This is a genomic window from Marinobacter sp. M-5 (assembly GCF_032911545.1).
Lineage (GTDB): Bacteria > Pseudomonadota > Gammaproteobacteria > Pseudomonadales > Oleiphilaceae > Marinobacter > Marinobacter goseongensis.
In genome coordinates this window covers 2019758-2046719 of sequence record NZ_JAWJEK010000001.1, presented here as the reverse complement: position 1 = coordinate 2046719, position 26962 = coordinate 2019758, and the positions used below count along the sequence as shown (strand labels likewise).

Genomic DNA, 26962 nt, shown 5'->3' with positions numbered 1-26962 from the left:
AGCCGTTCAAGACCAGGACGTTGATAGGTCGGGTGTGTAAGCGCTGCGAGGCGTTGAGCTAACCGATACTAATTGCTCGTGCGGCTTGACTATATAACACCCAAGACAATTGCGGATAACGCAGGAGCAAGGCGAAAGCCACGCTCGGAAATCAATATCACAGCTCTATCTCGTCCTCCCAGTGATCATCCGTTTTGCCTGACGACCATAGCGGTCTGGAACCACCTGATCCCATCCCGAACTCAGAAGTGAAACAGACCAGCGCCGATGGTAGTGTGGTTCGCCCATGTGAGAGTAGGTCATCGTCAGGCTCTTAATACCCAAACCCCAGCATCCTTGATGCTGGGGTTTTTTATTGCCTGAACTTCGGTGCGTCTTTTGATGCGGTTACGGATTCACCGTTATGGCAGCCAGATTTCGAACACCCCGCCACCCAGGCGCCCGTCATTGTGCAGGTGGATGCTGCCACCACGCTCACCCTCGCTGTGCAGGCGCGCGACCGATGACGCAAAAAACAGCCCGAGGCTGGTACTACCGCTGTTGAAATCCAGTGATTTGAAGTTGGGGGTGCCGGTATGCTGCATGCTCTCAGGGTAGCCCTGGCCATCGTCTTCAACGCCAATAACAAGGTAGCCGTCCCGCTCACAGGCAGTCAGCAGGATACGACTTCGGGTATATCGGATGGCGTTGTTGATGGTGTTGTTCAGTACCCCGGTCAGCAGGTCATCATCAAAAAAGCCATTGATGTCTTCTGCTTCAACGGCGTATTCAATGCCCAGGCCCTGGAGCAAAGGGGTATGACGCGCAACGTGCTCCGCGAGAAAGTCCGGTACAAAGTGCTCCTCGATGTGGGCCGAGAGGTTATTCTCTCCGAGACGGTATATGCCCAGCAGTTGCACCAGATCGTTGTGCATGCGTTCCGCTTCGTATTGCAACGTGTTAAATCGTGATGACTCGCCCAGACTGGCTTGGTGATCCGCACGGAGCTCATCAATGGAGTTGAGCAACATGCCCAGCGAGTTCTTCATATCATGGACTGCCGAGGCAAGAACCATGGAAAAGTCGATGGAGTTGTCCCTGGACCGCTCATCACTGGCTGGCGTAGAGTTCATGTTGTCATTCCTTTCAGTTTTCTGGACAAGGCAACGTAGCGGCGGTGCTGACGGTGCTGCTCCGGTAGGCTGCCAAGCCGATCCAGGCACTGCTGGCACTGAACAAGGAGTTGCGGGTCAGCCTGGCCATCGTGGTATTGCTTCATCAGCACCTGGACCAGGTTGAGGTTTAGGGCGGCATGGCCGGGCACAACCTTGAGGGCTTCGGTAAACTCGCAGACGGCGGCCTGAAGGTCTCCTGATTCGAACGCCTTGATACCATCCCGGTTGCAAGCCCTCGCCTGAAGTTTCTGGCGGAAACCAACAGGTTCATCCAGCAGGTTTTCAATCCTTTGCAGAACCTCGGGCTGATCGTCGAAACGTTGTGCCAGTTTCGCAAGCAGGGATTTGGCCTGGTCGTCTCGCCCAAGCCGGAACAGGGTTTTGGCGAAGTCGATTCCGGTATCCGGGTCCATTTTGTCTGGATCGGAAAGCGATTCCTTGACGGAATCGAGAGCTTTTTCGGCCTCCTGAATGCGCTCCTGTCCCGCATGTACCCGTGATTGAATCAGTCTGCTCCGGACCACCAGCGCCGACTCGTCATCCGGAAAGCGTTTTTCCAGGCGCGAGAGCACTTTCAGGGCTTCGTCAGCGTGCTCGGAACCCTCATCACTGAGATCGCCATCCGACAGGTCGGAAAGCGACTGACCCAACGCCAGATAATGGTCGGGGCTGTCGTGTATGGAGTGGGTCCCAAGTACCACGGTCTGCCGCCACGCATCCGAGGCCGTGGACATGTCCTGATTGGCGGTGGCAAGCCGGGCAAGCTGGCGATGGCGTAGGAGGGCGTTGGGTGAATGCTCGGCTGCCTTTTCAAGAACCTGTTGCGCCTGCGTGAGGCGGCCCAGGCGTTCAAGGCCCTCCGCCAGAAGATCGTAGGCTTCCATATAATCCGGGTGCTTGCTGATCAGTTCTTTGAGTGCGGCGACGGCGTCATCGTAATTTTGCGTCGCGAGCAGGATTTTGCCACGCCCCAGTCTGGCCCAGGACAGATCACGCTGCCCCATGACCTCGTCGTAGATCTTAAGTGCATGGCTGAAGTCCCCGACCTGGTAGTAAAGATCGGCCAGGGTTTTCATCAGCCAGGTCCTGTAACGGGGTTGCCTCGGTAAGGCTTCCAGGCACAGTGCGATGGCCTGCGGATAGTTTTCGCGGTCAATCTCCCGGTTGATGGGAAGCAGTGCACTGCGCTGGCTGATTAGGCCAGCCAGGCGTTTCTCCAGCATGGCACGGTTGATGGGCTTGGTCAGATAGGCGTCGGGCTGGTATTCCCTGGCGCCCATCACCATTTCTCTTGAGGTTTCCGCCGTGACCATCAGGAACAGCGAGGACCTTTTCAGCAGCTTCTTGTGTCGTAATTCTTCAAGAATGTGTTGGCCGTTCTTGCCTTCCCCGAGGTTGTAGTCACACAGCACCACATCCACGTGGTTATAGGCACAATATTGAATGGCCGGTGCGGCATGAGCGACCAGTTCAATCTTGTCGGCGCCACAGCTTCTTAGCATTTGCCGCATCGACAGGCGGAAGTTCTCGAAGTCATCGATGATCAGATAATGGAGCTTTCTGAAAATATTTCCGCCGGTGGTTCTTGCTGTATCGGTCATGGGCGCTTCTGTTTCAGCAGCTTGTTAACCAGCGCCCGCAGTGCCGCAGGTTTCACCGGTTTGTAGAGAATCTGATAACCCCGTGAAATGGCGTCTTCCCTGACCTCAGGAGCCATGTAGCCAGTAATCAGTATGCCCGATATATCATTGCTGAATCCAACTCTGAGGGTATCCATGGCGTCGAGACCATTCTTGTTGTCGTCAAGCTGATAGTCAGCCAGAATGATGTCGGGTTCCTCGCCGTTCAGCTTCAGGCGAGCGTCCTCCAGGCTCTCCGCTGCGGTGACATCACACTGCCAGTTGCCCAGCAGCGCCGCCATTCCATGGAGAATAGCAGGGTCGTTGTCGATACAGAGCACGTGAAGACCGCCCAGACTGGAAACCCGGCGTGACTGGCTCTGGGTTCTGTTCGCTACCATTTGTGTAGCTTCCGGGGCAGCCGTCGGCACGGTGATACTGAAGGCACTGCCGCGGCCCTGCACGGAGTGAACATTGACCGGGTGGTTGAGCATGCCACTGATCCGGTCCACGATCGCAAGGCCGAGGCCGAGGCCTTTCTTGTCCCGGCCATGCTGGAAGCGCCGGAACTCCTCGAATATGTGGGCGAGCTGGTCATCGGGGATGCCCGGCCCGGTGTCCCACACCTCAATACGGATGTAGCCCTTCAGTCTGCGACAGCCCAGAAGAATCTTGCCTTCCGGTGTATAGCGGATGGCATTGGACAGGAAATTCTGCACCACCCGGCGCAGGAGCTTGGCGTCCGAACGGATCCAGACAGTGCTCGGCACCACGTGCAACTCGAGGCCCTGATCCTTGGCGATCGCTGAAAAATCAGTTGCCAGGTGGCGCATGATGTCATTGACCGGAAACGCGCCAATATCGGGTTCCAGCGCCCCCGCGTCGAGTTTCGAGATGTCCAGCAGAGTGCTGATGATCTCTTCCGCCGCGCCGAGGGAGCTGTCGATATGTTCGACAAGGTCTTTCATGTCCCCGTCACCGGCCTTGCCGGCCAGCGCGGAAGTGAACAGCCTGGCGGCGTTCAGGGGCTGCAACAGGTCGTGGCTCGCAGACGCCAGGAAGCGGGTTTTGCTCTGGTTGGCCTGCTCCGCGACGGACTTGGCTTTCAGCATCTGTTCGTTAATGACCTGGAGCTCCTGAGTGCGCTCCTTGACCCGTTGCTCCAGGTAGATATTGGTCTCTTTCAGGGCCTGCTCGGTACGTCTCATGGCCGTGATGTCCTGAAACGTCGTGGCGTAGCCGCCGCCCGGGATCGGGCTGCCGTCAATCCGCAGCACGGTGCCGTCGGGGCGCTGGCGCTCATAGGACATGGGGCGCCCGTCGCGCATGCTGTTGCAGCGGTCGACAATGATCTCGTCGATCCGCCGTGCTGACAGGTTGGCGTTGGTCAGGTTATACCTCATCAGATCTTCGACCGGGCGCCCCACGCGCACATAACCGGTGGGGTAGTTGAAGAGCTCCAGGTAGCGGTGGTTCCAGACCACGAGTTGCTGCTGGTGATTGACCACCGACACGCCGAGGCTGATGTTTTCGATGGCCGACTGCAGCAGCTCCCGGCTGAAGGTCATTGCCTGGGAGGCTTCATCGACAATGCTGACCACGTCCTCGATCTGCATGTCCCGTCCGGTGAGGGTGGACTCCAGCACGACACGGGCCGTTGACGCACCGATCACCGACGCGAGTTGCCGCTCGATGTATTTCATCAGGTGGGAGGAAGCGGGTCGCTGAGGATGCAGACGAATCGCGTTGCGGCGCTCGTAGTTGCGGAAGAGGGTTTCCGAACGCTCCTCGCCCATGAAACGGTCGGTCAGCGCCTGCAGGTCTGAAGTCAGAATTTCTCCCTGCCAGGTCTGGTGCTGCGGCGTTTCCGCCTTGGGCTGGGGGTCATGGAAGAACGATGCAATCTGGATTTTTTCCCGCACCCGTTGCCGTGTCAGCATGGAGAGCACGATGTAGGTTACGGTATTGATGCCCAGGCTCCAGACAATGCCGTGGCTGGTGCGATCAAGTTCGAGGCCGAAAAGTGCTGTCGGCCGGGTCCACGCCAGCCCCCACACGCCCTTGTCGATCAGCGATTCGGTCAGCCAACCGGTTGAAGCCAGCGCTGGCAGCAGCAGCGTGTAGCACCACATCAGGAAGCCCAGACCAAGGCCCCAGGCGGCGCCGGTGAAATTGCCCCGCCGCCAGATAATGCCACCCACCAGTGCCGGTCCGAACTGGGCCGCCGCCGCAAACGACAGCAGGCCAAAGGCCGTCAGGCTGTAGTCCGCGCCCGCCATGCGGTAGAAGCCGTAGGACGTGAGCAGCACCACGAAAATTGCAACCCGCCGAATGCTGAGCAGCAGGTAGCTGAGATCGGTCCGTTTGTTCATGCGCGGGCGGAAGAATTTGAGCAGCGCAGGCATGATGATTTCGTTACTGACCATGGTGGCGATGGCCACCGAGCAGACAATCACCATGGCTGCGGCTGCCGACCCGCCACCGAGAAAGGCCAGGATCGCCAGCCACTCTTCGCCCGCGAGGATCGGCAGTTTGAGAATGAGTATGTCCGGGTCAGTACTGGCGGCTTCCGGGTAGAGCAGGCCGGCCGCCGCGATGGGAAGCACAAAGGCGCTGGCGATGATCAGATAAATCGGCATGGCCCACCGGGCCGTTTCGAAATCCCGGTGATCGGTGTTTTCCACCACCATGACATGGAACTGGCGGGGCAGGCAGATGATGGCGAGCATCGCCACCAGCGTCTGGGTAATGAACGCCGGCGCCTCGAGTCCATCGGTGGTCAGGGTGCCGGTGAGGTCGGCCTCGCGAACGTTGGCCAGCAGGTCGCCAAAGCCCCCGAACAGACCGAATCCGACGAACAGACCCACGGCAACAAAGGCGACAATCTTGATCAGCGACTCGAACGCTACGGCCTGGATCATCCCGCGGTGATGCTCGGTGGATTCCAGGTGGCGGGTGCCAAACAGCACAGTGAACACGGCCAGCACCAGAGTGATGTACCAGGCGGAATCGTTCCAGGCCGCCGTACTCAGTTCCTGGTAACCGTTGCCGGTGTCCGAGAGCACGTTGAAGCCCATGGAGATGGCTTTCAGCTGCAGAGCGATATAGGGCACGCTGCCAATCAGCGCAAAGGTGGCGATCATGGCCGCCAGAATCTGGGACTTACCGTAGCGTGATGCGATGAAGTCCGCGATGGAAGTGCTGTTGTTGCGCTTGCTGATGTAGATGATCCGGCGCAACAGAGGCGCGCCAAACACGAAAACCAGCAGGGGACCGAGGTAGATCGGCAGGAAGCCCAGCCCTTCCTGAGTGGCACGGCCAACCGCGCCATAGAAGGTCCAGGAGGTAAAATAGACTGCCAGTGACAGGGCGTAGATATGGGTGCGCGCCCAGCGTCGGCGATAGAGGCCCGGGTGGCGATCGCCCGCCCAGGCAATGGCGAACAGCAGCGAGATGTAAGTGATGGATATGAGAACTAACAGCCAGCCACTGAGCATATACAGGCGTTCCCGTTAAACGAAAATTGCTGTCAGACCCGAAACACCGGGTCAGTTACAAGCGGCCCCCAACAGCCTGTCTCCGCCGGACAAGGTGCGCAGCTCATTCAGGTCGGGCTGGTTACTCCGGTCGAAAGGAACAAGCTCACGGGTATCGCAGTTGAGCAGATACATCTTGTGGGAGACGGCATCGGTATAAGACTGCTCAAACCGGTAAAGATTGAACCGTACTACGTTCTTACCGGGGTTGTCCCGGGCAACGCTCTCGGTGTCCAGCACCGTGAAAGCGGTCACCTGAGGAAGCACATAGGTCCAGGGGCGCCAGGGCGCGCCGTATTTTTCTGTGCTTACGACCATTGCTTCCCCGGGAAGCATGGTTTGCTTGTGCTCAAACCAGTTGTACTCCATGTACACCAGATAACCCAGCATGCCGGCTCCGGCAAATACCGGGATAATCCACTTGGGCGCTTTCTTGCGGGTGAGGGCGCGGATGCCAAGGGCCAGGCCCGCGGCGCCCAATCCGGAGAAAATGGTCGCTACAAAAGTCCAGAACATAATCGGGTTTCCTCAAAAAAGAACGGGCTCCCTCACAGAGGAAGCCCGTTCGGGATCAACCGTCAGTCAAAGACTGGAAGCGGTTGATTTGTTGCTTAGTGGTCTTGGGCAGAACCGGCACCACGCGGGTAACGGACGCTTTCGACCAGCTCCTGAATTTCAACGGGCGGTTCTTCAGTCGCGTAAGAGACTGCAAAGGCTACCGCAAAGTTGATCACTGCACCAACTGCACCGAAGGAGAGCGGGGAAATGCCCAACAGCCAGTTGTCCGGTGTGTTGGCCAGGTTGTTGGTCTCGGGGATGAAGAACCAGCCCAGGTAGATGAAGATGTAAACCAGGGTTGCACTCAGGCCCGCCAGCATACCGGCAACCGCGCCCTTGTTGTTCACGCGCTTCGAGAAGATGCCCATCATCAGCGCCGGGAAGAGGGAGGCCGCAGCAATGCCGAAGGCCAGCGCTACCACCTGAGCCGCAAAGCCTGGTGGGTTGGCGCCCAGGTACGTCGCAACCACAATGGCAACCGCCATCGAGATACGGGCCGCTTTCAGCTCACCTTTCTCCGTTATCTTCGGATTGATGGAGCCCTTTATCAGGTCGTGACTCACCGCCGAGGAAATTGCCAGCAACAGACCTGCGGCGGTGGACAGTGCCGCGGCGAGTCCACCCGCAGCGATCAGACCGATAACCCAGCCGGGCAGGTTGGCAATTTCCGGGTTGGCCAGTACGAGTATGTCGTTGTTGACCACCAGCTCGTTGCCGGCCCAACCGCGGCTTTCCGCTTCCGGAGCAAAGGCCTCGGAATCGTTGTACAGCTGGATACGACCGTCGCTGTTCTTGTCCTCATAGGTGATCAGCCCGGTCTGCTCCCAGGTAGCGATCCACTCCGGACGATTATCGTATTCAATCGGCTCAGCCGCGGGGCCTTCCGGATAGATGGTGGTCATCAGGTTCAGGCGGGCCATGGAGGCAACAGCCGGCGCAGTCAGGTACAGCAGGGCGATGAATACCAGGGCCCAACCGGCAGACCAGCGCGCGTCAGTGACTTTCGGCACGGTGAAGAAGCGGATGATGACGTGGGGCAGACCGGCGGTACCGATCATCAGCGATAGGGTGAACAGAACCATGTTCAGCTTGTTGTCCACGTCGGCCGTGTAATCCCGGAAGCCCAGTTCGGTGATGACCTGGTCAAGACGCTCGAGAAGGGGCAGGCCCGATTCAATGTGCGTAGAGAACAGACCCAGCGGCGGAATCGGGTTGCCGGTGAGTTGCAGCGAAATAAAGACCGCAGGGATCGTGTAGGCAACAATCAGAACGCAGTACTGGGCCACCTGAGTGTAGGTGATGCCCTTCATGCCGCCCAGAACGGCATAGATGAAGACCACAACGGCGGCAATCATCAGGCCGGTAGTGGACTCAACCTCCAGGAAGCGTGAGAAGGCCACACCCGCACCGGCCATCTGGCCGATAACGTAAGTGACCGAGGCGACGATCAGACACAGCACCGCAACCAGGCGGGCCTGTTTGCTGTAGAAACGGTCACCGATAAACTCCGGCACCGTGAACTTGCCGAACTTGCGCAGGTAAGGAGCCAGCAGCATTGCCAGCAGCACGTAGCCGCCCGTCCAGCCCATCAGGAACGTGGAATTGGCGTAACCGCCGGCGGCGATCAGACCCGCCATGGAGATGAAAGATGCCGCAGACATCCAGTCAGCACCGATGGCCATACCGTTGGTCACCGGGTGAACGCCGCCACCGGCGACGTAGAAATCCTTGGTACTACCGGCCTTTGCCCAGATGGCAATGCCGATATAGAGGAGGAAGGACCCCCCCACGAACAGCAGGTTGATTGCAAATTGGCTCATTTGATCTTACTCCTCGTGTACGCCGAATTTCTCGTCGATTTTGTTCATGCGCCAGGCGTAGAAGAAAATCAGAGCGATGAAGGTAAGAATCGAGCCTTGCTGGGCGAACCAGAAGCCAAGGTCGGTTCCGCCGATGGCAATGCCGGACAACAACGGGCGAAGCAGTATGGCAAAACCATAGGAAGCCAGAGCCCAGATAACGAGACTCCCGAATATGAGGCGGAGGTTCGCCTTCCAGTAATTTTCAGCGTCGTAGCTATGACCTGACATAAAATCACTCCTGTGTTGTTGTTGTATAGGTTGGGTAGGGTTCTGGAGAGCAGTAACCGTTAGAGAATTTATTATTCATATAGGTGTTTCTCCGACTTGTTGACTACTTCGACTTTACCGGTCAAGGGATTTATAGATATTGGCAAAAAGTCTAATTCTCAGTCATTTGCCGAAGAAATCACGTTTTCAGGCGGGTCTTCGAGGCTCAGATTCGATGCATGTTTTTCAGGCGGCGGTAATAGCGAAGTTTTTCGGTCAATTCGGCGAGGGTTGAGACGCCAGTTTTGTGGGCCTTGTTCAATGTCACCAGCGTCAGCTCTGCGGTGACCATGGCATCCGCTGCGGCGTGGTGACGAGCGCTGACTTCCAGACCAAAACGGTCTGCCCAGTGGTCAAGGCTATGTCCGCCGGTCCGGGCCTCCGGGAAAAAGGCCGGAAGCAGCTCAGCAACATCGATCCAGGTGTGCCTCTGGGTGTACCCGAGTACTTGTTTGAAGGTCTTTTCCAGGAACTTTTGGTCGAAAGCAGAGTGATAGGCCAGCACCGGGTCGCCGTCCATCCAGTCCAGCAGATAGAGCAGGGCATCCTCGGTTTCGTGGCCCCGTGTCAGTGCTTCCGGGCCGATGCCATGGATCAGCACGGTTTCGCTGATATCCAGTTCGGGTCGGCGCAGGATAAGATCAAACTGGTCTCCCAGAGGGATCACGTTGCCGCTGATGGCCACTGCGCCAATGGCGATAACCTGGTCCTTGGACGGATTGAGGCCGGTGGTTTCGAGATCCAGCACGATCAGGCGACATTCCGACAATGCCTGGGGCCCCGCAGACTTCGGGGTGGGCAAGTGTGCCGGGTCGAGTGCGCCGGCGCCTCTCACCCTGCGACGCTCGAACCATTGCCGGATATGTTCCAACATGTTGCCACGCCCGTGATTCACAGCTGGTACGTCACTTCCAGCTTCTGCTGGAGACGTTGTGCCTGGCGGAATGACTCGCGAAGAATTCTCCGGTCCAGGGGGTTCAGGTCATCGGGGTTGATGTAGTTGGATAGCGGCTCACCGCGCTCCAGCATTTCCTGATGCGCCCGCATGCGGATGGCCTGGATCAGGCTGTACGCCTCTTTCCAGGCATTGGCATCCTTGGGATCGAATACTTCTTTGGTGGCCAGGCGGTCCATGCGCTCCAGGGTGTTGGCTTCTTCCACCCCATTCGCCAGTGCGAAGACGCGGACCGCCTCCACGAAGGGCGCCAGCCCCTGGCGTTTGAGATCGAGGTTGCGTTTCTTGCCGTCGGGCGCGTAACGGAAGTTGCGGAACATGGTGAGTGGCGGCCGGCGGGTAATGGCGTTGCCGGCGAGCATTTTCTGGAACAGCGGGTTTTTACGAATTCGGGTCAGCACCTTGTCAAACAGCGCGTCAAGAGGCTCCATGGGGCCGAATACGGCCCGCATGTCCAGAAAAATCGATGAATAGACCAGATTCTGGGGGGTCGAGGCATCGATGAAACGGATAAACCAGTCGTCCCACTCTTTACCGCTCAGGCACAGCTTGGGGTTGCTGGCCATGATGTTGCCCTTGCACAGGGTGAAACCGCACTCGGCCAACTCCTTGTTCACCTGTTCCGCGAAGGGCAGGAGCTTTTCGCGGACCTGATCTTCGGTCATGCCCTCCGGTGTCTCGAACAGAATGCCGTTGTCCTGATCGGTCAGCAGGGTTTGCTCTTGCCGGCCCTCGCTGCCAAACGTCAGCCAGGTGAATGGAATGCCCGGGTCATGCTTTTTGATGTTGAGTTCGAGAACGCGCCGGACAGTCACGTCGTTAAGAGTAGTAATGATCTTCACCACCTGGCCGGAATCGGCGCCATGAGCGAGCATGGCGTCCACCAGTCGGGACACATCGGTGCGTAGGCTCACCAGCGTTCTCAGATGGCTGGCGGTGCCGATGGTGCGGGCCAGGTTCACCAGATCCACCCGTTGCAGGGAGAACAGGTCCCGCTCCGAGACAACACCGATCAGGCGGTGATTCTCATCTACCACACAAAGGTGGGCGAAGTGGTGCTCCGCCATCAGCATTGCCGCCTCGAACGCGTCAGAGTGGGAGGTCAGGCATATTGGGTCCCGGGTCATCACCTGCCCGATCGGGGTGTCCAGCGGGCCTTTTTCTTCCGCCACCATGGTGCGCAGGTCGCGGAGGGTGAAAATACCGATGGGATGGCGTTCATCATCGGTGACAATAATGCTGCCTACGTTGTTCTCGTGCATGCGGGCGACGGCCTTGCGCACTGGCAGATCCGTAGAGCACACAATGGGGTTCCGGAGCGCGTACCGCTCCAGCGGCGTGTCCAGAGAGTTGCTGGAGCCCATGGAGGCCATAGCGCCGGATTGAATCCGCTGATTGACCTGGTCCAGCAGACTGCTGACGCCCCGCAGACAAAAATCGCGGAACGAATCGCTATCAGAAAACAGGGTGACAAAGGCGTCGTGCTCGATACTCAGGCAGAAGGTATCGCCTGCGGCCCGGTGGAGCGTGCGGGTGGGGCGCTCACCGATCAGCGCCGCGAGCGGAAAACACTCGCCCTGACTGATTTCAAAGGTGGTTTCGGTTTTATCGTCCTTTTCATTGTGGCGTTCACCACGGATCCGCCCCTGCTTGACGATGTAGAAGCGTCTGACCGGACCGTCCTCTGGCGACAACACCACGTCATCATTGGCATAGAACCGCAGCGAGGCGTGCTCAGCGAAGTGGGCGAGGTGGGTGTCGTCCATGCTTGAGAACGGCGCATGCTCGCGCAGGAAGGTCATGATTGCGCGAGTATTCTGGGGGCGTGGCGTGTCCTGGGATGCGGCAACCATAGTTTTGTCCAGTTTGCTTGTGATCGCCCCCCGAGTGTAGACCACTTCGTGGCGATGTAACCCTAAGATTTTCGTCGAAGACGACCTGCCATCTCTGCCTTTATACGCAACGGGCCTGATGGTAAAGTTTCGTCACCTCCTACGCTGAACGACATTGCCATGACGACCAAAGAAGAGCGATTGAGCTTTCTGGAAGAAATGAAGGATGTCCGGCGCATCCGCAAGCCTAATCGCGCAGAAACCCGTGTGCCGAAAGAATTGACGCCCGGTCATCTGGAGCGTCAGCGGGCCGCGGTGGAGCAGCCGCTCAAGGACAACAATCCTCTGACTGCGGATATGGTCGAGCCCCTGACAGCCCACGACATCCTGAGCTGGCAACGTCCCGGTGTCCAGCACGGGGTTTTCCGCAAGCTGCGACTGGGCCAATACCCCATCGAAGCCCGGCTGGATCTGCACCGCATGACAGTCGAAGAGGCTCGCAGGGAAGTGTTTGCGTATATAAACGATTGCATTCGCTATGGGCTGCGCACGGTGATCATCCTGCACGGTAAAGGTGAACGCAATCCAGACGGCATCGCCCAGTTGAAAAGCCATTTGGCGAAGTGGTTGCCAGAGCTGGACGGCGTGCTTGCCTTCCATTCGGCCCAAAAGCACCATGGCGGCACGGGGGCAGTGTATGTCATGGTGCGAAAAAGCGATCGCGACAAGCAGCATAACCGTGAGTTACACGGAAGCCGTTGAGTTCTGCGTCAGATAATTCATTCTTTTAGGTTCACTGATTCCGGCGCCGCCGGACGTTGGAGGTTTTATGTTCAAGAAACTGTGTCTACTCGCGTGCCTATCCCTGGCATTGGTCGGTTGTAAGGATCGGGTGATCTGGAACGACAATGGCAAGGTAGATGATGCCACCGAGAATCGCGAAGTGTGGAATACCCAGGGCGAACTGGACAAGGGTGACCGCAAGATCTGGACCGACAAAGACGGTAATGACGTCGTCAAGTAATACACGCAGGCGAGCGGCCAGCGCGACGATAAACCAGGGCGCCCGGAAAGATGAGGCGCCCTGCCCAATCTCTGAGAGGAAACAGTAATGGCCCTGAGCCTGACGGTGAACGGTGAACGACGCACCCTTGAGGTGGACCTGAACACGCCCCTGCTGTGGGTGATTCGGGACGAGCTCGGTCTCAAGGGCACCAAATTCGGTTGCGGAGCGGGGCTGTGTGGCGCTTGCACCGTTCATCTGGACGGTCAGCCCGTGCGGTCCTGTTCGACCCCGGTGGAGGTGGCTCAGGACAAGTCGGTGACCACCATTGAAGGCTTGGGCACCGAGGCGAAGTTGCATCCGCTGCAGAAGGCCTGGGTGGAGCATGGGGTGCCGCAGTGCGGCTACTGTCAATCCGGGCAGATCATGAGCGCGGCGCACCTGCTGGAGCACAATCCGTCGCCCGCGCGTGAGGACATCGTCGCTGCGTTGAGCGGCAACCTGTGCCGGTGCGGCACCTATTCGCGGATTATTGCCGCTGTGGAATCTGTCGTGGACGGCAGCACCTCCGCCGCCAACCGGCAGGAAGGGGCGTGACATGAGCATGAATCGACGGGATTTTCTCAAGGTCAGTGCCGGCTCCTCCGGCAGCCTGGTGCTGGCGTTGTCGCTGCCGGGTTGCGCCAGTATCGAAACCGGTTACGAAGAGGCAGACGGCAGCTGGCGGCCCGATGCCTGGCTGGAACTGACTACCGGCGGCGCGGTGTACTTCACCCTTGCCCGGGTGGAAATGGGGCAGGGCACCTACACCGGTCTGACCACCGTGATTGCCGAGGAGCTGGAAGTTGACCCGGCCTCGATTACACCGACCTTCGCCCCGGTAGCGGCGGAATACCGTAATCCCCTGTATAAACTCCAGCTTACCGGTGGCAGCACCAGCCTCGCCACCAGTTGGGAACCGTTGCGTCAGGCGGGCGCGGAAGCCAGGGAAATGCTGATCCTGGCGGCGGCGCGGGTCTGGGGCGTCAATCATCGTGAGTGCACGGCTTTTGAAGGGCAGGTGCGGCATCCGAACGGGGCTGATGCCTTACCCTACGGCAAGCTGGTAAAACTGGCGGCCAGTGAAGAGGTGCGCCATGACGTGGCCCTCAAGCCCCGCGATCAATGGCGTTATATCGGAAAGAACCGTGGTCGCCTGGACGCCACCGCCAAATCCACCGGTACGGCGGAATACGGCATCGACGTTGAGTTACCCGGCATGGTCTACGCTGTGGTCACCCGTCCACCCCGTTACGGCGCCAGGGTGAAGTCTTTCAATGGCGCCGACATCGAGACCATGCCCGGGGTTCTGAGCGTGATCGAGATCGAGCGCGGCGTGGCGATTGTGGCCAGCAAGTACTGGCTGGCCCGCAAGGCGCAACAGCAACTGATCGTTGAATGGAACAACGACGACGCCGTGACCCTTTCCACCGCTGATGTGTTTGCCCTTTACCACCATGCTGCGGACGAGGATGCCGGAGAGCGTGAGCGCAGCGATGGCAGTTTCAGTGAGGCGGCGGAAAACGCAGAGCGGGTAGTCGAGGCAAGCTATGAGCAGCCCTACCTTGCCCATGCCACCCTGGAGCCCATGAACGCGACGGCCTGGTACCGCGACAATGCCATGGAAGTCTGGGCGCCGACTCAGGCACCGGATCTCGGCCGCATCGCTGCTGCCCGGGTCAGTGACCTGTCACCGGGTGACGTAACCATTAACACCACCTTTCTGGGTGGCGGCTTTGGCCGCCGGTTGACCCAGGACTATATTGAGGAAGCCGCCGCGGTGGCCTACCGGATCCGGAAGCCGGTAAAGGTGATCTGGTCGCGGGAGGAGGATACCCGCCATGACCTGTTCCGTCCGGCCATGCTCCATCGCATGAAGGCCAGCGTCTCCGGCAAAACGGTCACCGGCTGGCACCATCAGGTGGTTGGCCCCCAGGTTCTGGACTGGTACGTTCGCAACGCGGCGCCGGCGCAATACCCGTGGTCGCCGAAATTCCTCTACAACACCCTCGGAAAGGTCGGCCTGCTGGCTGAGGGGATCGCCACACCAAAGGACATTTCCGCCATTGAGGGTGCCATCGATTACCCCTACGACATCGCTAATGTCGAGGTTCGTCACACCCACACCGATCCGGGCGTGCCCATTACCTGGTGGCGTTCGGTGGGGTATTCCCATAACGGTTTTGCGGCAGAAACCTTCATGGACGAACTGGCTCACGAAACCGGCGCTGACCCCTACGAATTCCGGCGGGGCCTGATCCGCAACCAGCCGCGCCACCTGGCGGTACTCGACAAGGTGGCCGCCATGGCGGACTGGCAAGGCGGTGCGCCGTCAGGTCGGGCGCGGGGTTTGGCGCTGTTCCAGAGTTTCGGCACCTTCGTGGCACAGATCATTGAGGCCAGTATCGAGCACGGCAATATCGTTGTCCACAAGGTCTGGTGTGCAGTGGACTGCGGGCAGGTGGTGAATCCGGAGATTGTGCGTGACCAGATCGAAGGAGGCATCATCTTTGGTTTGACGGCCGCCCTGCACGGTGAGATAACCCTGGTGGACGGCGAGGTCCAGCAGAGTAATTTCCACGACTATATGCTCATGCGCAACTACGAGCGGCCGGAAGTGCTGGTAAACATTGCCGAGAGCAGCGAGGCGCCGACCGGGATCGGAGAGCCGGGCGTGCCACCGGTGTTTCCGGCGCTGGGTAACGCTCTGTTCGCACTGACCGGCAAGCGGCAGCGCGCGTTACCTCTGAACGCCGAGGTGGGTTGAGTGTCGAGCGGGCAGGTCGGCGGATGATCAGTGCGCACCGGCAAGTTCTGGCGGACGTTTCCGGCTGGCTGGAGCAGGGCAAAACCGGTTGGCTGTGCACCATTACCCGAACCTGGGGCTCCTCGCCAAGGCCGGTGGGTTCCTGGTTGGCAGTCAGCGAGAGTGGCGACTGGTCCGGATCAGTTTCCGGTGGCTGCCTTGAGGAAGACCTGTTGCGCCGGTGCGTGCAGGATCGTCCGGAATTCCCCCAGTTGCTGAAATATGGCATCACTGAGGGCGACCGGAACCGCTTTCAGTTGCCATGCGGTGGACAGATACATCTGCTGGTTGAACCACTGGTTCCTCATCGCGCCATCGGGCATGTGCGCGAGCTTGAACGCGCGATGTCCCTCCGGGAGGCGGTGTATCGGCAGGTGTGCCTGACGTCGGGCGCAATGACTGTTGGCATTTGCGCACACCATCGGCGGGGTGTGGAGAACGCGCCGGAGATGGTCACCCATTACCTGGCGCCGGAATGCCGCTTGCTCCTGATCGGGGCCGGTGAGGTTGCGCACCACGTGCACGATTTTGCCACGGCCGCCGACTTCAGCGTCACCCTGTGTGAGCCGAGAGCCACGTTCGCGGATGGTTGGAGCTATCCGCACATTCCATTGGTCCGGGAGTTACCGGACGATCTGGTGGTGGCATCGTTCAACGATCCCGCCGTGGGTATACTGGCGCTGGCTCACGATCCCCGTATTGATGACATGGGGTTGCTGGCGGCGCTCGGGTCGGAGGCCTTCTATGTGGGCGCCATGGGTTCGGCAAAGACCTCCCGTGACCGGCGGGAGCGGCTCTTGTCACTCGGCGTTTCGCCGGCCGATCTGGCGCGCCTGCATGCGCCCATTGGCGTCGATATCCCCAGTAAAACGCCGGCAGAAATTGCCATCTCGATCGTTGCCGATCTGATTGTCGCACGCCACCGTTTGCGGGCGGCGCCTCCGTCTTTATAATGCCCCATTATCCGCCGCCCTTATCCCGGAAGGTGGCCTGAATCCGGAGACTGCCATTGTTTGATGTAACCCGTTACGCCGAGGCGGCCCAGTCCATTGTCGATGCCGGGCGCTTTTTGTATGGCCGCGGCTGGTCCCCGGCCACCAGCAGTAACTATTCTGCGAGGCTCGACGACCACCACATTGCCATTACCGTATCCGGGCGCCACAAGGGCGAGCTGGCGGCCGGTGATGTGATGGTGGTGGATCTGGCCGGCCAGCCAGTGCAGAGCCAGTGCCGCTCCTCCGCGGAGACGCTGCTGCACACGGTGCTCTACGAGGTGTTTCCGGAGGTGGGTGCGGTGCTGCACACCCATTCGGTCAATGCCACGGTTCTGAGCCGCCTGTTGCCGCCGGATCAGCCCCTGATCCTGGAGGGTTACGAGTTGCAGAAAGCCTTTCCCGGTCAGGACACCCACGATGCCAGTCTGCAGGTACCGGTGTTCGACAACACTCAGGATATTCCGGACCTCGCCGGCCGTACCGCGCAGTGGTTCCGTGATCATCCGCAACAGCCGGGCTACCTGATTCGCGGCCACGGTCTTTATACCTGGGGCCGCACCATGGCAGACTGCCTGAGACATGTTGAAGCATTTGAATTTCTGTTCGAATGTGAACTCGCAACCATGAGGCTCCGTTGATGACCACCCTGAGCATTTTCAATCAGAACCAGCCCGAGTATCCGCAGTCGGTGACAGAGGACAGCGACGAGATCCGGCGTCTTCTGGCCAAGAAGGGCATCCGCTTCGAGCAGTGGCAGACCCGCGAGTTGCCTGACGATGCCTCGGCCGAGGCTATTCTTGACGCTTATCAGGAGGAAGTGGCTGCGCTGAAGCGGGAATGCGGCTTCCAGACCGCTGACGTAGTCAGCCTGAATCCGGACAACCCCCAGAAAGAAGCCTTCCGCCAAAAGTTTCTGGACGAGCATGTCCACAGTGAGGATGAGGTACGCTTCTTCGTCCGTGGTCAGGGGCTGTTTTACCTGCATTTCGGCGACCAGGTGTATGCCGTACTGTGCCAGAAGAACGATCTGATCAGCGTGCCCGACGGTACCCGTCACTGGTTTGATATGGGCCCGCAGCCCAGATTCACGTGCATTCGTCTGTTCTCCAATCCCGAGGGCTGGGTCGCGGATTTCACCGGTGAGGACATCGCCCGTCGCTTGCCCCGTTACGAACAGCTGGCCGGGGCCGCCTGATGATCCGGGTGATTCTCACCGACATTGAAGGCACGACCAGTTCAATCTCGTTTGTGCATGAGGTGCTGTTTCCCTACGCGGCCGAGCACATGGGCGATTTTGTCCGTGACGGACACACCGCGGACCCTGCCATTGCCGAGCAGCTGGACGCGGTAGCGGATGTGTCCGGTGTCCCGCGGGGTGACATTGAAGCGCTGATTGACGTTCTCCGGGGCTGGATCCGTGAGGATCGAAAGGAAACTCCTCTGAAAACGCTCCAGGGCATGCTGTGGGAACAAGGCTACCGGCAGGGAGCTTTCCGCGGCCATGTGTATGACGATGCAGCCGACTATCTGCAACGCTGGCATGATCGGGGGCTGCGATTGTTCGTATACTCCTCCGGGTCGGTCAAAGCCCAGAAACTGATCTTCGGATTCAGTGAGGCGGGCGACCTGACGCCGTTCTTCTCGGGTTACTTCGACACCCGAGTGGGCGCAAAAAAAGAGACGCAATCCTACCGCAACATTCTGGATCAGCTCGGGGTAGAGGGCAGCTCGGTTCTGTTTCTCTCGGACGTGGAAGCGGAGCTGGCAGCGGCGCAGGAGGCCGGCATGGCCACCGTGTGGCTGGTTCGGGATGGCGAAATTCCGGATACCGGGCGCGCGGTTGCGAAGGATTTTGCCGACGTGGATACCCTGCTGAAACGGCGCTAGCGGCACAGCCCGTGACCGGGCAGGCTGTTCACTCTGACACAGGGGAGGATCGCGCCGTGATCCTGAACAGAATAATGAGGGTCTGCTTGCTGCTGGCGCCAGCCTTGGTGTTGGTGGGGTGTAACCCCTTCTCGCAGGCGGACTCCATGATGGATGAGTACGTGGAGCGAGTGGCTCGGGTGCTCGATACAGAGCCTGTGTTGTCCGAACTCCCGCCGCTGGAGCGACTGCCCCGCCGCCGTGATCGTCGTCTCGAGATGCCCGAGCTCGACATGGACATTCTGGATTTCCTGTCACTGTACGGCTGCCAACTGCAGTATGTGGTCGGTGAGCGCAATTCGGTGATGGGGCGGGTTATGGACCCATTGAATCGGCTGCGCTATGAGCTGCGTTTTATTGAAGCCGCTGGTGAGTGTTTACCGGACATCGATCGTGAAGACCTCAAAGCCAGCCTGCAGGATGCGATCGAGAGTAAGCGGGATTCCCTGCCGGTGGCGGTCTGGAACGCAACCTGGGGCGCAGAGGAAATCGAGACCCTGTTTACTTTGTCCAAGGGCCATTTCCCGGTGGCCGCCGAGGCCAATCCCATCTCCGACCTCTCGGCCGATGTGGGGCGCCTCAACAACACGCTGGATGATCTCCTGGCGGGGCAGGTGGAGCATTCCCTGGATTACGTAGGTGAGGTTCACCAGCGCTGGCAAGCCGAGCACCGCGCCGGCCAGCTTCTGAACAGTGCCAACTTGCTGATCACCCGGCTGGACGATGCGTCGGCCATCCTCCGAACCCGCCTCGACGGTCGTCCCCTGTGTTTTGATGGTAAACCGAACAATCAGTCCGATATTGTTCGCAACATGTTTTTCAGCGTGTACATCGACCGCATCCAGCCTTATATGAGCGACGTCAGCCGAGCTCATGAGGTGCTGATCCGTCCGCTGTCGGAGATGGCGCAAGTGCAGAGCGAGGTAATGCCGGAGGCTTTCCGGGAATGGTCGAGCCGCCACCTCGCCCTCGACGACGAAGCGGGGATCTGGCGGGAGCTGGATCGGGCGATGGCCGTGCACACGGAACACTGGCAGGCGTTACTGGAGCAATGTGGCCTGCGGCCCGGTGCCTGACCGACTTAGCGCTGGCTTTCCGGTGTGACCCGCAGGATCTCTTCGATGGTGGTCAGGCCGGAGGCGACTTTCTGCGCGCCGCTCAGGCGCAGGGATTTCATGCCGGTTTTATAGGCTTCCAGCCGCAATTCCTCCAGCTCGCACTGATCGGTGATCCGCGCACTGAGATCGCCCGATAGCTTGAGAATTTCATACACCCCGGCACGGCCGTAGTACCCGGTGTTGCGACACTCCAGGCAGCCCACCGGCCGGTAAACCTGATCAGGCGTGGCGGCTTTCCAGGGGCGGGTCAGGCTCTGCCAGGCCTGCTCGTCTGCCGGCCCTGGAGCTTTGCAGTGCGGGCACAGGGTACGCGCCAGCCGTTGTGCCATGACCCCGAGTACCGTGGCCCGGATCAGGTAGGGCGGGATGCCCAGCTCCATCAGGCGGGTAATGGCGCTGGGGGCATCGTTGGTGTGCAGGGTAGACAGGACCAGGTGGCCGGTCAGTGCCGCCTGCACGGCCATTTCCGCTGTTTCCAGATCGCGGATCTCGCCGATCATGATGATGTCCGGATCTTGGCGCAGCAGCGCCCGCACCCCGGAAGCAAAGGTCAGCTCGATGTTGTTCTGAACCTGCATCTGGTTGAAGGCCGGTTCAACCATCTCGATCGGGTCCTCGATGGTGCAGATGTTCACTTCCGGCGAGGCCAGCTGTTTTAAAGTGGAGTACAGGGTGGTGGTTTTGCCGGAGCCGGTCGGGCCGGTCACCAGAACAATACCGTGGGGGCGATCGGTGATGTCGCGCCAGCGCTCACGGTCTTCCCGGGAGAAGCCCAGTTGTTCGTAGGATTTCAGCAGTACTTCCGGATCAAAGATCCGCATCACCATTTTCTCGCCGAAAGCGGTGGGCATGGTGGCCAGGCGAAGTTCCACTTCGCTGTTGTCGGGCTTGCGGGTCTTGATCCGACCGTCCTGGGGGCGGCGTTTTTCTGCCACGTTCAGTCGCCCGAGAATTTTCAGACGACTGGTCACGGCCACGCCGACCTGTTCCGGAAATTCGTAGACGTTGTGTAGCACGCCATCAATGCGAAATCGTACCTGGGTGACGTTCCTGCGCGGCTCGATGTGAATGTCCGAGGCGCGCTGGTCAAACGCGTACTGCAGCAGCCAGTCAACAATCTTGACCACATGCTGGTCGTTGGCGTCCGGGTTTTCACCGGCGCCCAGATCCAGCAGTTGCTCGAAATTCTGGTTCCGGGCCGAGCCCTCACCCTGGCGACCACTGGCTTTGCTGACGGAGTTGGCCAGCTGGTAGAACTCGACGGTGTAACGGCGAAGGTCTTCGGGATTGGCAACCACCCGGCGGATGTCTTTCTGCACCGCCTGACGCAGGTTGCCCTCCCAGTCGCTCTTGAACGGTTCGGCGCTGGCGATCAGTACTTCGTCCTGGCGAATTTCCACCGCCAGGATGCCGTGGCGTTGGGCGAACGCGTACGACATCACCCTGGCGATAGCCGGGGTGTCGATCTTCAGCGGATCAATGTGGTACCAGGGTTGTCCGGCCCAGTCGGCCAGCCACTGGGTCAGCCGGTCCAGATCCAGTGTGCGGCCAGAATTCCGGCTTTTCAGGGCCGCCAGGGCGATCAGCTCCAGCGGGTGCCGCTGCCGGGCATCGGTGCCGATGTTGGCCTGCAACACGCGGTCTGCATCCTCCTGTGTAATCTCGCCACTGGCCACCAGTGCTGTGACCAGATCACGCAGGGTCAGAGTGTTTCTTGGCGGTGCCGGTGCGCGGACAGTGCCCATGGACATGCCCGTTTACGCGCCCGCCGGAGCGGCGGGCCGGTTTACCTTCAGGTGCACCATCGACACGGTGAACAGCAGGAAGCTCAGAATGGTCAGGATGAGCGGCGCCGGAGCCCCTTCGCTGAGCCAGGCGGAGACCACAGCCTGGGTAAAGTAGAAGATCACCACAAACGCCATCCAGATGTATCCGCGGTTGTGGCCGCGAAACACCGGTACCGCAAAGGCCAGCAAGGGCAGCAGCTTTACCGCGAGCATCAGCGACACCGAGACTCCCTCAACCTGAACCGGGTAAAAGGTCGTGATCAGCAGCGTTGCCAGTAAAGCTATGTAGAGCGCAATCGTCAGTCTGGCGGTAACTCGGGCTTTCGGGTTATAGAGCATGTGTGCCTTCCGTCAATAAAAGTTAGGTGTCAGCCGTAGCTGGTTCAGCGGAGCTTTTGTGCCAGTTCGCCCAGCCGCTCACCAAAGCTCTGGCATATGGCCTTCTCATGATCCGTCAGCGGCTGCTGTTCGCCGGTGCCGGCCCAATGCGAAGGGCCATAGGGTGTGCCACCGGACATTGTCTCGTTCAGGGCCTGCTCGGAGTAGGGCACGCCGCACAGCACCATGCCATGGTGCAGCAGCGGCATCATCATGGTCAGCAGGGTGGTTTCCTGCCCCCCATGCAGGCTGCCGGTGGAGGTGAACGCCCCGGCCGGCTTACCCGCCAGCGCACCGCTGAGCCAAAGGTCGCCGGTGCCGTCCAGGAAATGCTTGAGTGGCGCCGCCATGTTGCCGAAGCGGGTCGGGCTGCCAATGGCCAGGCCCGCGCACTGGGCCAGGTCGTCCTTGCTGGCATAGGGTGCGCCGTGATCGGGCACCGGCGGTAAGGTGGATTCGGTCTCCGGCGATACCGGCGGCACTGCGCGAATGCGTGCCTCCATACCACTGACACGGGCCACGCCCCGGCCAATCTGACTGGCCATTTCAGCCGTTTGGCCGCTGCGGCTGTAATACAGTACGAGCACGTAGGCATTTTCGGACGACATGATTACGCTCCGCTCAGAATAGGGTCAGCACGTTTTCGGGTGGGCGTCCAAGGGCCGCCTTGTTGCCATGAACGACGATCGGACGTTCAATCAATCTGGGCGTCGCCACCATGGCGTGGATCAGCTCGTCCTCACTCAGGGCGTCGTTGTCGAGGTGCTGTTCCCGGTACTCCTTTTCACCCTTGCGCATCAGTTGCCGCGGCTCAAGCCCCAGCCGATTCAGAATCTGTCGCAGCTCCTGCTCTGTCGGTGGGGTTTCAAGGTAGCGTATAATCTCTGGCTCGATACCGCGTGCTGTCAGCAGTTCGAGCGTTTGTCTGGACTTTGAGCAGCGGGGATTGTGGAAAATGCGGGTCGGTTCTGTCATCTTCTGGCCTGAGTTGAGTTTGGCTGTCCTGAATTCCGGATGCCCCGTAGTCTAACAGGAGGACTCCCCGTGCAGTACCCTGCAAGGTTTCGTTGTCGGAATCTGTTTAAAACCGTTCTGGTCATTGTTGCGCTCGGGTTTCTGGCCGGCTGTGAAAAGCTGGAGTTCGAGCAGGCTGGCGGCGAATCGCTGGACTGGGACGACCTCCGTGGGCAGTGGGTGCTGGTGAATTACTGGGCCGAGTGGTGTAAACCCTGCCTTGAGGAAATCCCTGAGCTGAATAGGGTGAACGAGAGCGGCGAGGTCACGGTGCTGGGCGTGAACTTCGATGGTGTCCGTGGCCAGGAACTGGTGGATCTGGGAGACACCATGGGCATTGAATTCACCATGCTGGCGGAGGATCCCGGCGGTGACTTCGGCTGGAAGACCCCCGTGGCGCTGCCTGCCACCTTTGTAATTGATCCGGACGGAGAGCTGCGAGAGACCCGTTTCGGGCCGCAGACCGAAGAGCAACTGAAAGAATTGACGGGCGGCTGAGGCCACCCGTGACTGGCATTCAACAGCAGGAATCCCCCGACGTTATGGCGCAAACCTTCATACACCTCCGCGTGCACTCCGAATACTCCATGGTGGATGGGCTGGTGCGGGTCAAGCCGCTGGTCAGTCGTGTGGCGGAACTGGGCATGCCAGCCGTGGGGCTGACCGAGCAGTCCAATATGTGCTCACTGGTGCGCTTCTACAAAGCGGCGACCGGCGCGGGGGTGAAGCCGATCATCGGGGCTGACCTGTGGGTGGACAACCCTGAAGAGCCTGAAAACCCGTTTCGCCTGACCTTGCTGGCTCGTGACAACGCCGGATACCTGCACCTGACCGAAATCATCAGCCAGGGCTACACCGAAGGGCAGCGGTTCGGCAAGCCGATCATTCAGCGGGCCTGGCTGGAAGCCCGGGCGGGCGGTCTGATTGCGCTGTCCGGTGGCAAGATGGGCGACGTGGGCAAGGCGCTGCTCGCCGGCAAGCCGGATCTGGCCCGCGAGCGCGCCTGCTACTGGGCCGAGCTTTACCCGGACAGCTATTACCTGGAGCTGCAGCGCACCGGCCGTGCCGGCGACGAAGACTGCCTGCATCTGAGCGTTGAGCTGGCGGACCGGCTGGAGATACCGGTAGTCGCCACCAACGACGTTCACTTCCTCTACGCGGACGATTTCGACGCGCACGAGGCCCGGGTCTGCATCGGTGAAAGTCGCACCCTGGATGATCCCCGCCGGGACCGCCGCTTCAGCGACCAGCAGTACCTGCGCAGCGCCGATGAGATGATCGAGCTGTTCAGCGATATTCCTGAGGCCATCGAGAACACCGTAGAGATTGCCCGCCGCTGCTCGGTAACGGTGCGCATGGGGGAATACTTCCTGCCGAACTACCCGATACCCGATGGCATGACCATGGATGAGTACTTCCGCAAGGTGTCTGAAGAAGGGCTGGAGGAGCGGCTTGCGAAAACTCTCAGCAAGGACGACCCTGAGTACGATGCCAAGCGGGAAGCCTATTACACCCGCCTGAACTTCGAACTGGACATTATTATCCAGATGGGGTTCCCGGGCTACTTCCTCATCGTGATGGACTTTATCAAGTGGGCGAAAAACAACGGCGTGCCGGTGGGCCCCGGCCGGGGTTCCGGTGCCGGCTCGCTGGTGGCCTATGCCCAGCTGATCACCGATCTCGACCCGCTGGAATACGACCTGCTGTTCGAGCGCTTCCTGAACCCGGAACGGGTTTCCATGCCTGACTTCGACGTCGACTTCTGCATGGAGGGCCGCGACCGGGTGATTGCCTATGTGGCGGAGAAGTACGGCCGCGAGGCGGTCTCCCAGATCATCACCTTCGGCACCATGGCGGCCAAGGCGGTGGTGCGCGACGTGGCGCGGGTGCAGGGCAAGTCCTACGGCCTGGCAGACAAGCTCTCCAAGATGATTCCGTTCGAACCGGGCATGACCCTGGAAAAGGCCATCGAGCAGGAGCCCCAGCTCGGCGAATTTCTTGAAAACGACGAGGAAGCCCAGGAAATCTGGGATATGGCCCTGAAGCTGGAAGGGGTGTGCCGTAACGCCGGTAAGCACGCCGGCGGGGTGGTCATCGCCCCCACCAAGATTACCGATTTCTCGCCACTGTACTGTGACGACGAGGGTGGCAGCCTGGTCACCCAGTTCGACAAGGGCGACGTGGAAGACGCCGGCCTTGTGAAGTTCGACTTCCTCGGTCTGCGCACCCTGACGATCATCGACTGGGCCCTGAAGATGATCAACCCACGCCGCGAGAAACGCGGGCTGGCGCCGCTGGACATCAACGAGATTCCGCTGGTGGACGCGCCATCTTTCGAGATGCTGAAAAAGGCGGAAACCACGGCGGTGTTCCAGCTGGAATCCCGCGGCATGAAAGACCTGATCCGCCGACTGCAACCGGATTCCCTGGAAGACATGATCGCTCTGGTGGCGCTGTTCCGCCCCGGTCCGTTGCAGTCCGGCATGGTGGACGACTTCATCGACCGGAAGCACGGCCGTCAGCCGATGTCTTTTCCGCATCCGGACTATCAGTATGAAGGCCTGAAACCGGTACTGGAGCCCACCTATGGGGTCATCCTCTACCAGGAGCAGGTCATGCAGATCGCTCAGGTGATGGCGGGCTACACTCTGGGTGGCGCCGACATGTTGCGCCGGGCCATGGGTAAGAAAAAACCCGAGGAAATGGCCAAGCAGAAGCAGATCTTCCTCGACGGCTGCGAAAACAACGGCATCAACAAGAGCCTGGCGGAGAACATCTTCGACCTGGTGGAAAAGTTCGCCGGTTACGGTTTCAACAAGTCCCACTCGGCCGCTTACGCGTTGGTGTCTTATCAGACCCTGTGGCTGAAAGCCCATTACCCCGCGGAGTTCATGGCCGCCGTGCTCACTGCCGATATGCAGAACACCGACAAGGTGGTCACGCTGGTGGAAGAGTGCCGGAACATGAAGCTGGATCTGCTGGTGCCGGATGTCAGCCGTTCTGAATTCACCTTCACGGTGAACGATGATGGTCAGATTGTTTACGGGCTGGGCGCCATCAAGGGCCTCGGGGAAGGGCCGATCCAGAGCATTGTGGACGGCCGCGCCGAGGGCGAGCCCTATCAGGATATTTTCGATTTCTGTCGCCGCGTGGATCCGAAGAAAGTTAACAAGCGGGCCATGGAGGCGCTGATTCGCTCCGGTGCCATGGACAAACTGGGTGCTGGTCGTGCGCAGCTGATGGCCAGTATCGACAAGGCCGTGCAGCAGGCCGGTCAGCAGTCCCGCAACGATGCCGTGGGCATGATGGATATGTTCGGTGAAACCCTGGAGGCCAGCGGTGACGCCGACCCCTACGAGGACGTCGCCCGGGTGCGGGAGTGGCCGGAGAAAGAACGATTGAAGGGGGAGAAAGACACCCTCGGCCTGTATCTGACTGGCCACCCGTTCGATGAGTATGAGCGGGAAGTGCGCCGTTTCGTGCGCTCATCCATTGCCGATCTGAAGCCCAGCAAATCCCCTCAGCGGGTTGCCGGTCTGGTGGTTGCCCAGCGCACTATGAAGACCCGTACCGGCTCGACCATGTGCTTCATCACCCTGGATGACCGCAGTGCCCGCATTGAGGCGACCCTGTTCTCGGAGGCTTTTTTCGAAAACCGGGAATTGCTGCAGTCGGATCAGGTCATCGTGGTGGAAGGGCAGGTCAGCCACGACGATTACTCCGGGCAGATGAAGATGCGTGTCAGCTCGGTGATGGATGTGGGCACTGCACGCCAACAGTTCAGCCGTGGATTGAAACTGTCACTTCACGCGGACCAGCTCCAGAACGGCCTGCTCGACAAACTCGACAGTACCCTGAGGCCGTTCCGCTGCGAAGGCAGTCCGGTGTGGATCGAGTACAGCAGCAATGACGCCAGTACCCGCATAGAACTGGGAGAAGGGTGGCGAGTTCAGCCTGATGACGACCTGTTGCTGGAACTTCGCTACCTCATGGGCGACCGGGCCGTGGAACTGGTCTATGATTGAGGTAGTCCGGCAAGGTTCGGTCTGGTGCCCCGGCTGACATATTGATAAGTTAACGTTTTGTCAGGAGGCGGACTCATACCAATGTCCG

The 26962-nt window shown here is 59.8% G+C and carries 23 protein-coding genes and 2 rRNA genes; 13 read left to right on the top strand and 12 right to left on the bottom strand.

Features of this window, described 5'->3' with window-relative positions; genetic code table 11:
• A 23S ribosomal RNA gene (locus tag R0125_RS09355) occupies positions 1-93 on the top strand; the annotation flags it as partial.
• Positions 94-197: 104 nt separating this feature from the next.
• Positions 198-311 (top strand): 5S ribosomal RNA (gene rrf, locus R0125_RS09350).
• A gap of 90 nt (positions 312-401) precedes the next feature.
• On the opposite strand, the gene R0125_RS09345 is transcribed toward rrf, so the two are convergent.
• The 8 genes from R0125_RS09345 to R0125_RS09310 form a co-directional block, all read right to left on the bottom strand.
• Complete coding sequence (locus R0125_RS09345; RefSeq protein WP_317237938.1) at positions 402-1112, bottom strand: HAMP domain-containing sensor histidine kinase; 711 nt, start codon at positions 1110-1112, stop codon at positions 402-404.
• Positions 1109-2755: a tetratricopeptide repeat protein gene (locus R0125_RS09340; protein WP_317237937.1), complete on the bottom strand. Its 1647-nt coding sequence runs from the start codon at positions 2753-2755 to the stop codon at positions 1109-1111. Before R0125_RS09340 ends, R0125_RS09345 begins: the two co-directional genes overlap by 4 nt.
• Positions 2752-6270 carry a PAS domain-containing hybrid sensor histidine kinase/response regulator gene (locus tag R0125_RS09335; protein WP_248184298.1) on the bottom strand — a complete coding sequence of 1173 codons (3519 nt, stop codon included), beginning with the start codon at positions 6268-6270 and terminating at the stop codon, positions 2752-2754. Before R0125_RS09335 ends, R0125_RS09340 begins: the two co-directional genes overlap by 4 nt.
• Before the next feature lie 51 nt (positions 6271-6321).
• Positions 6322-6825, bottom strand: coding sequence for a hypothetical protein (locus R0125_RS09330; protein ID WP_317237936.1), 504 nt, complete (start codon positions 6823-6825; stop codon positions 6322-6324).
• A 95-nt stretch (positions 6826-6920) separates the two neighbouring features.
• The gene (locus tag R0125_RS09325) at positions 6921-8687 is read right to left on the bottom strand and encodes a sodium:solute symporter family protein (RefSeq protein WP_248184303.1); all 1767 of its coding nucleotides are present in this window, start codon (positions 8685-8687) and stop codon (positions 6921-6923) included.
• Between the two features lie 6 nt (positions 8688-8693).
• Complete coding sequence (locus R0125_RS09320) at positions 8694-8957, bottom strand: DUF4212 domain-containing protein (RefSeq protein ID WP_248184304.1); 264 nt, start codon at positions 8955-8957, stop codon at positions 8694-8696.
• A 205-nt stretch (positions 8958-9162) separates the two neighbouring features.
• Positions 9163-9870, bottom strand: a complete 708-nt coding sequence (locus R0125_RS09315) for a 3'-5' exonuclease (RefSeq protein ID WP_317237935.1) — start codon at positions 9868-9870, stop codon at positions 9163-9165.
• Positions 9871-9887: 17 nt separating this feature from the next.
• On the bottom strand, positions 9888-11804 hold the full coding sequence (locus tag R0125_RS09310; protein WP_317237934.1) for a putative nucleotidyltransferase substrate binding domain-containing protein: 1917 nt from the start codon (positions 11802-11804) through the stop codon (positions 9888-9890).
• 159 nt (positions 11805-11963) lie between these two features.
• Here R0125_RS09310 and smrA point away from each other — a divergent pair, with 159 nt between their 5' ends.
• The 9 genes from smrA to R0125_RS09265 all read left to right on the top strand — a co-directional run bounded on the left by smrA (position 11964) and on the right by R0125_RS09265 (position 19628).
• Positions 11964-12545, top strand: coding sequence for a DNA endonuclease SmrA (gene smrA / locus R0125_RS09305; RefSeq protein WP_248184309.1), 582 nt, complete (start codon positions 11964-11966; stop codon positions 12543-12545).
• Between the two features lie 67 nt (positions 12546-12612).
• Positions 12613-12807 (top strand): hypothetical protein, encoded by a 195-nt coding sequence (locus tag R0125_RS09300; RefSeq protein WP_317237933.1) that lies wholly within the window; start codon positions 12613-12615, stop codon positions 12805-12807.
• Between the two features lie 87 nt (positions 12808-12894).
• Positions 12895-13383, top strand: a complete 489-nt coding sequence (locus tag R0125_RS09295) for a (2Fe-2S)-binding protein (RefSeq protein ID WP_317237932.1) — start codon at positions 12895-12897, stop codon at positions 13381-13383.
• A 1-nt stretch (position 13384) separates the two neighbouring features.
• Positions 13385-15592 (top strand): xanthine dehydrogenase family protein molybdopterin-binding subunit, encoded by a 2208-nt coding sequence (locus tag R0125_RS09290; RefSeq protein WP_317237931.1) that lies wholly within the window; start codon positions 13385-13387, stop codon positions 15590-15592.
• A gap of 23 nt (positions 15593-15615) precedes the next feature.
• Complete coding sequence (locus R0125_RS09285; RefSeq protein ID WP_317237930.1) at positions 15616-16584, top strand: XdhC family protein; 969 nt, start codon at positions 15616-15618, stop codon at positions 16582-16584.
• A gap of 56 nt (positions 16585-16640) precedes the next feature.
• On the top strand, positions 16641-17264 hold the full coding sequence (locus R0125_RS09280) for a methylthioribulose 1-phosphate dehydratase (protein WP_317237929.1): 624 nt from the start codon (positions 16641-16643) through the stop codon (positions 17262-17264).
• Positions 17264-17821 (top strand): 1,2-dihydroxy-3-keto-5-methylthiopentene dioxygenase, encoded by a 558-nt coding sequence (locus R0125_RS09275; RefSeq protein ID WP_248184322.1) that lies wholly within the window; start codon positions 17264-17266, stop codon positions 17819-17821. The genes R0125_RS09280 and R0125_RS09275 overlap by 1 nt, the downstream gene beginning before the upstream one ends.
• Positions 17821-18513: an acireductone synthase gene (gene mtnC, locus R0125_RS09270; protein ID WP_248184325.1), complete on the top strand. Its 693-nt coding sequence runs from the start codon at positions 17821-17823 to the stop codon at positions 18511-18513. Before R0125_RS09275 ends, mtnC begins: the two co-directional genes overlap by 1 nt.
• A gap of 146 nt (positions 18514-18659) precedes the next feature.
• Positions 18660-19628 carry a DUF3080 domain-containing protein gene (locus tag R0125_RS09265; protein ID WP_317237928.1) on the top strand — a complete coding sequence of 323 codons (969 nt, stop codon included), beginning with the start codon at positions 18660-18662 and terminating at the stop codon, positions 19626-19628.
• Between the two features lie 5 nt (positions 19629-19633).
• On the opposite strand, the gene R0125_RS09260 is transcribed toward R0125_RS09265, so the two are convergent.
• Genes R0125_RS09260 through arsC form a run of 4 tightly spaced genes read right to left on the bottom strand, consistent with a single transcriptional unit; the run spans position 19634 to position 22810 of the window.
• Positions 19634-21415 carry a GspE/PulE family protein gene (locus R0125_RS09260; protein WP_410797585.1) on the bottom strand — a complete coding sequence of 594 codons (1782 nt, stop codon included), beginning with the start codon at positions 21413-21415 and terminating at the stop codon, positions 19634-19636.
• Between the two features lie 12 nt (positions 21416-21427).
• Positions 21428-21796 carry a DUF2069 domain-containing protein gene (locus R0125_RS09255; protein WP_248184331.1) on the bottom strand — a complete coding sequence of 123 codons (369 nt, stop codon included), beginning with the start codon at positions 21794-21796 and terminating at the stop codon, positions 21428-21430.
• A 44-nt stretch (positions 21797-21840) separates the two neighbouring features.
• Positions 21841-22443 carry an NAD(P)H:quinone oxidoreductase gene (wrbA, locus tag R0125_RS09250; protein ID WP_317237926.1) on the bottom strand — a complete coding sequence of 201 codons (603 nt, stop codon included), beginning with the start codon at positions 22441-22443 and terminating at the stop codon, positions 21841-21843.
• Between the two features lie 13 nt (positions 22444-22456).
• The gene (arsC, locus tag R0125_RS09245; protein WP_248184334.1) at positions 22457-22810 is read right to left on the bottom strand and encodes an arsenate reductase (glutaredoxin); all 354 of its coding nucleotides are present in this window, start codon (positions 22808-22810) and stop codon (positions 22457-22459) included.
• Between the two features lie 69 nt (positions 22811-22879).
• On the opposite strand from arsC, the gene R0125_RS09240 reads away from it, so the two are divergent.
• Positions 22880-23347 carry a TlpA disulfide reductase family protein gene (locus tag R0125_RS09240; RefSeq protein WP_317237925.1) on the top strand — a complete coding sequence of 156 codons (468 nt, stop codon included), beginning with the start codon at positions 22880-22882 and terminating at the stop codon, positions 23345-23347.
• A gap of 44 nt (positions 23348-23391) precedes the next feature.
• Positions 23392-26874 (top strand): DNA polymerase III subunit alpha, encoded by a 3483-nt coding sequence (dnaE, locus tag R0125_RS09235; RefSeq protein ID WP_317237980.1) that lies wholly within the window; start codon positions 23392-23394, stop codon positions 26872-26874.
• Positions 26875-26962 lie beyond the last annotated feature (88 nt).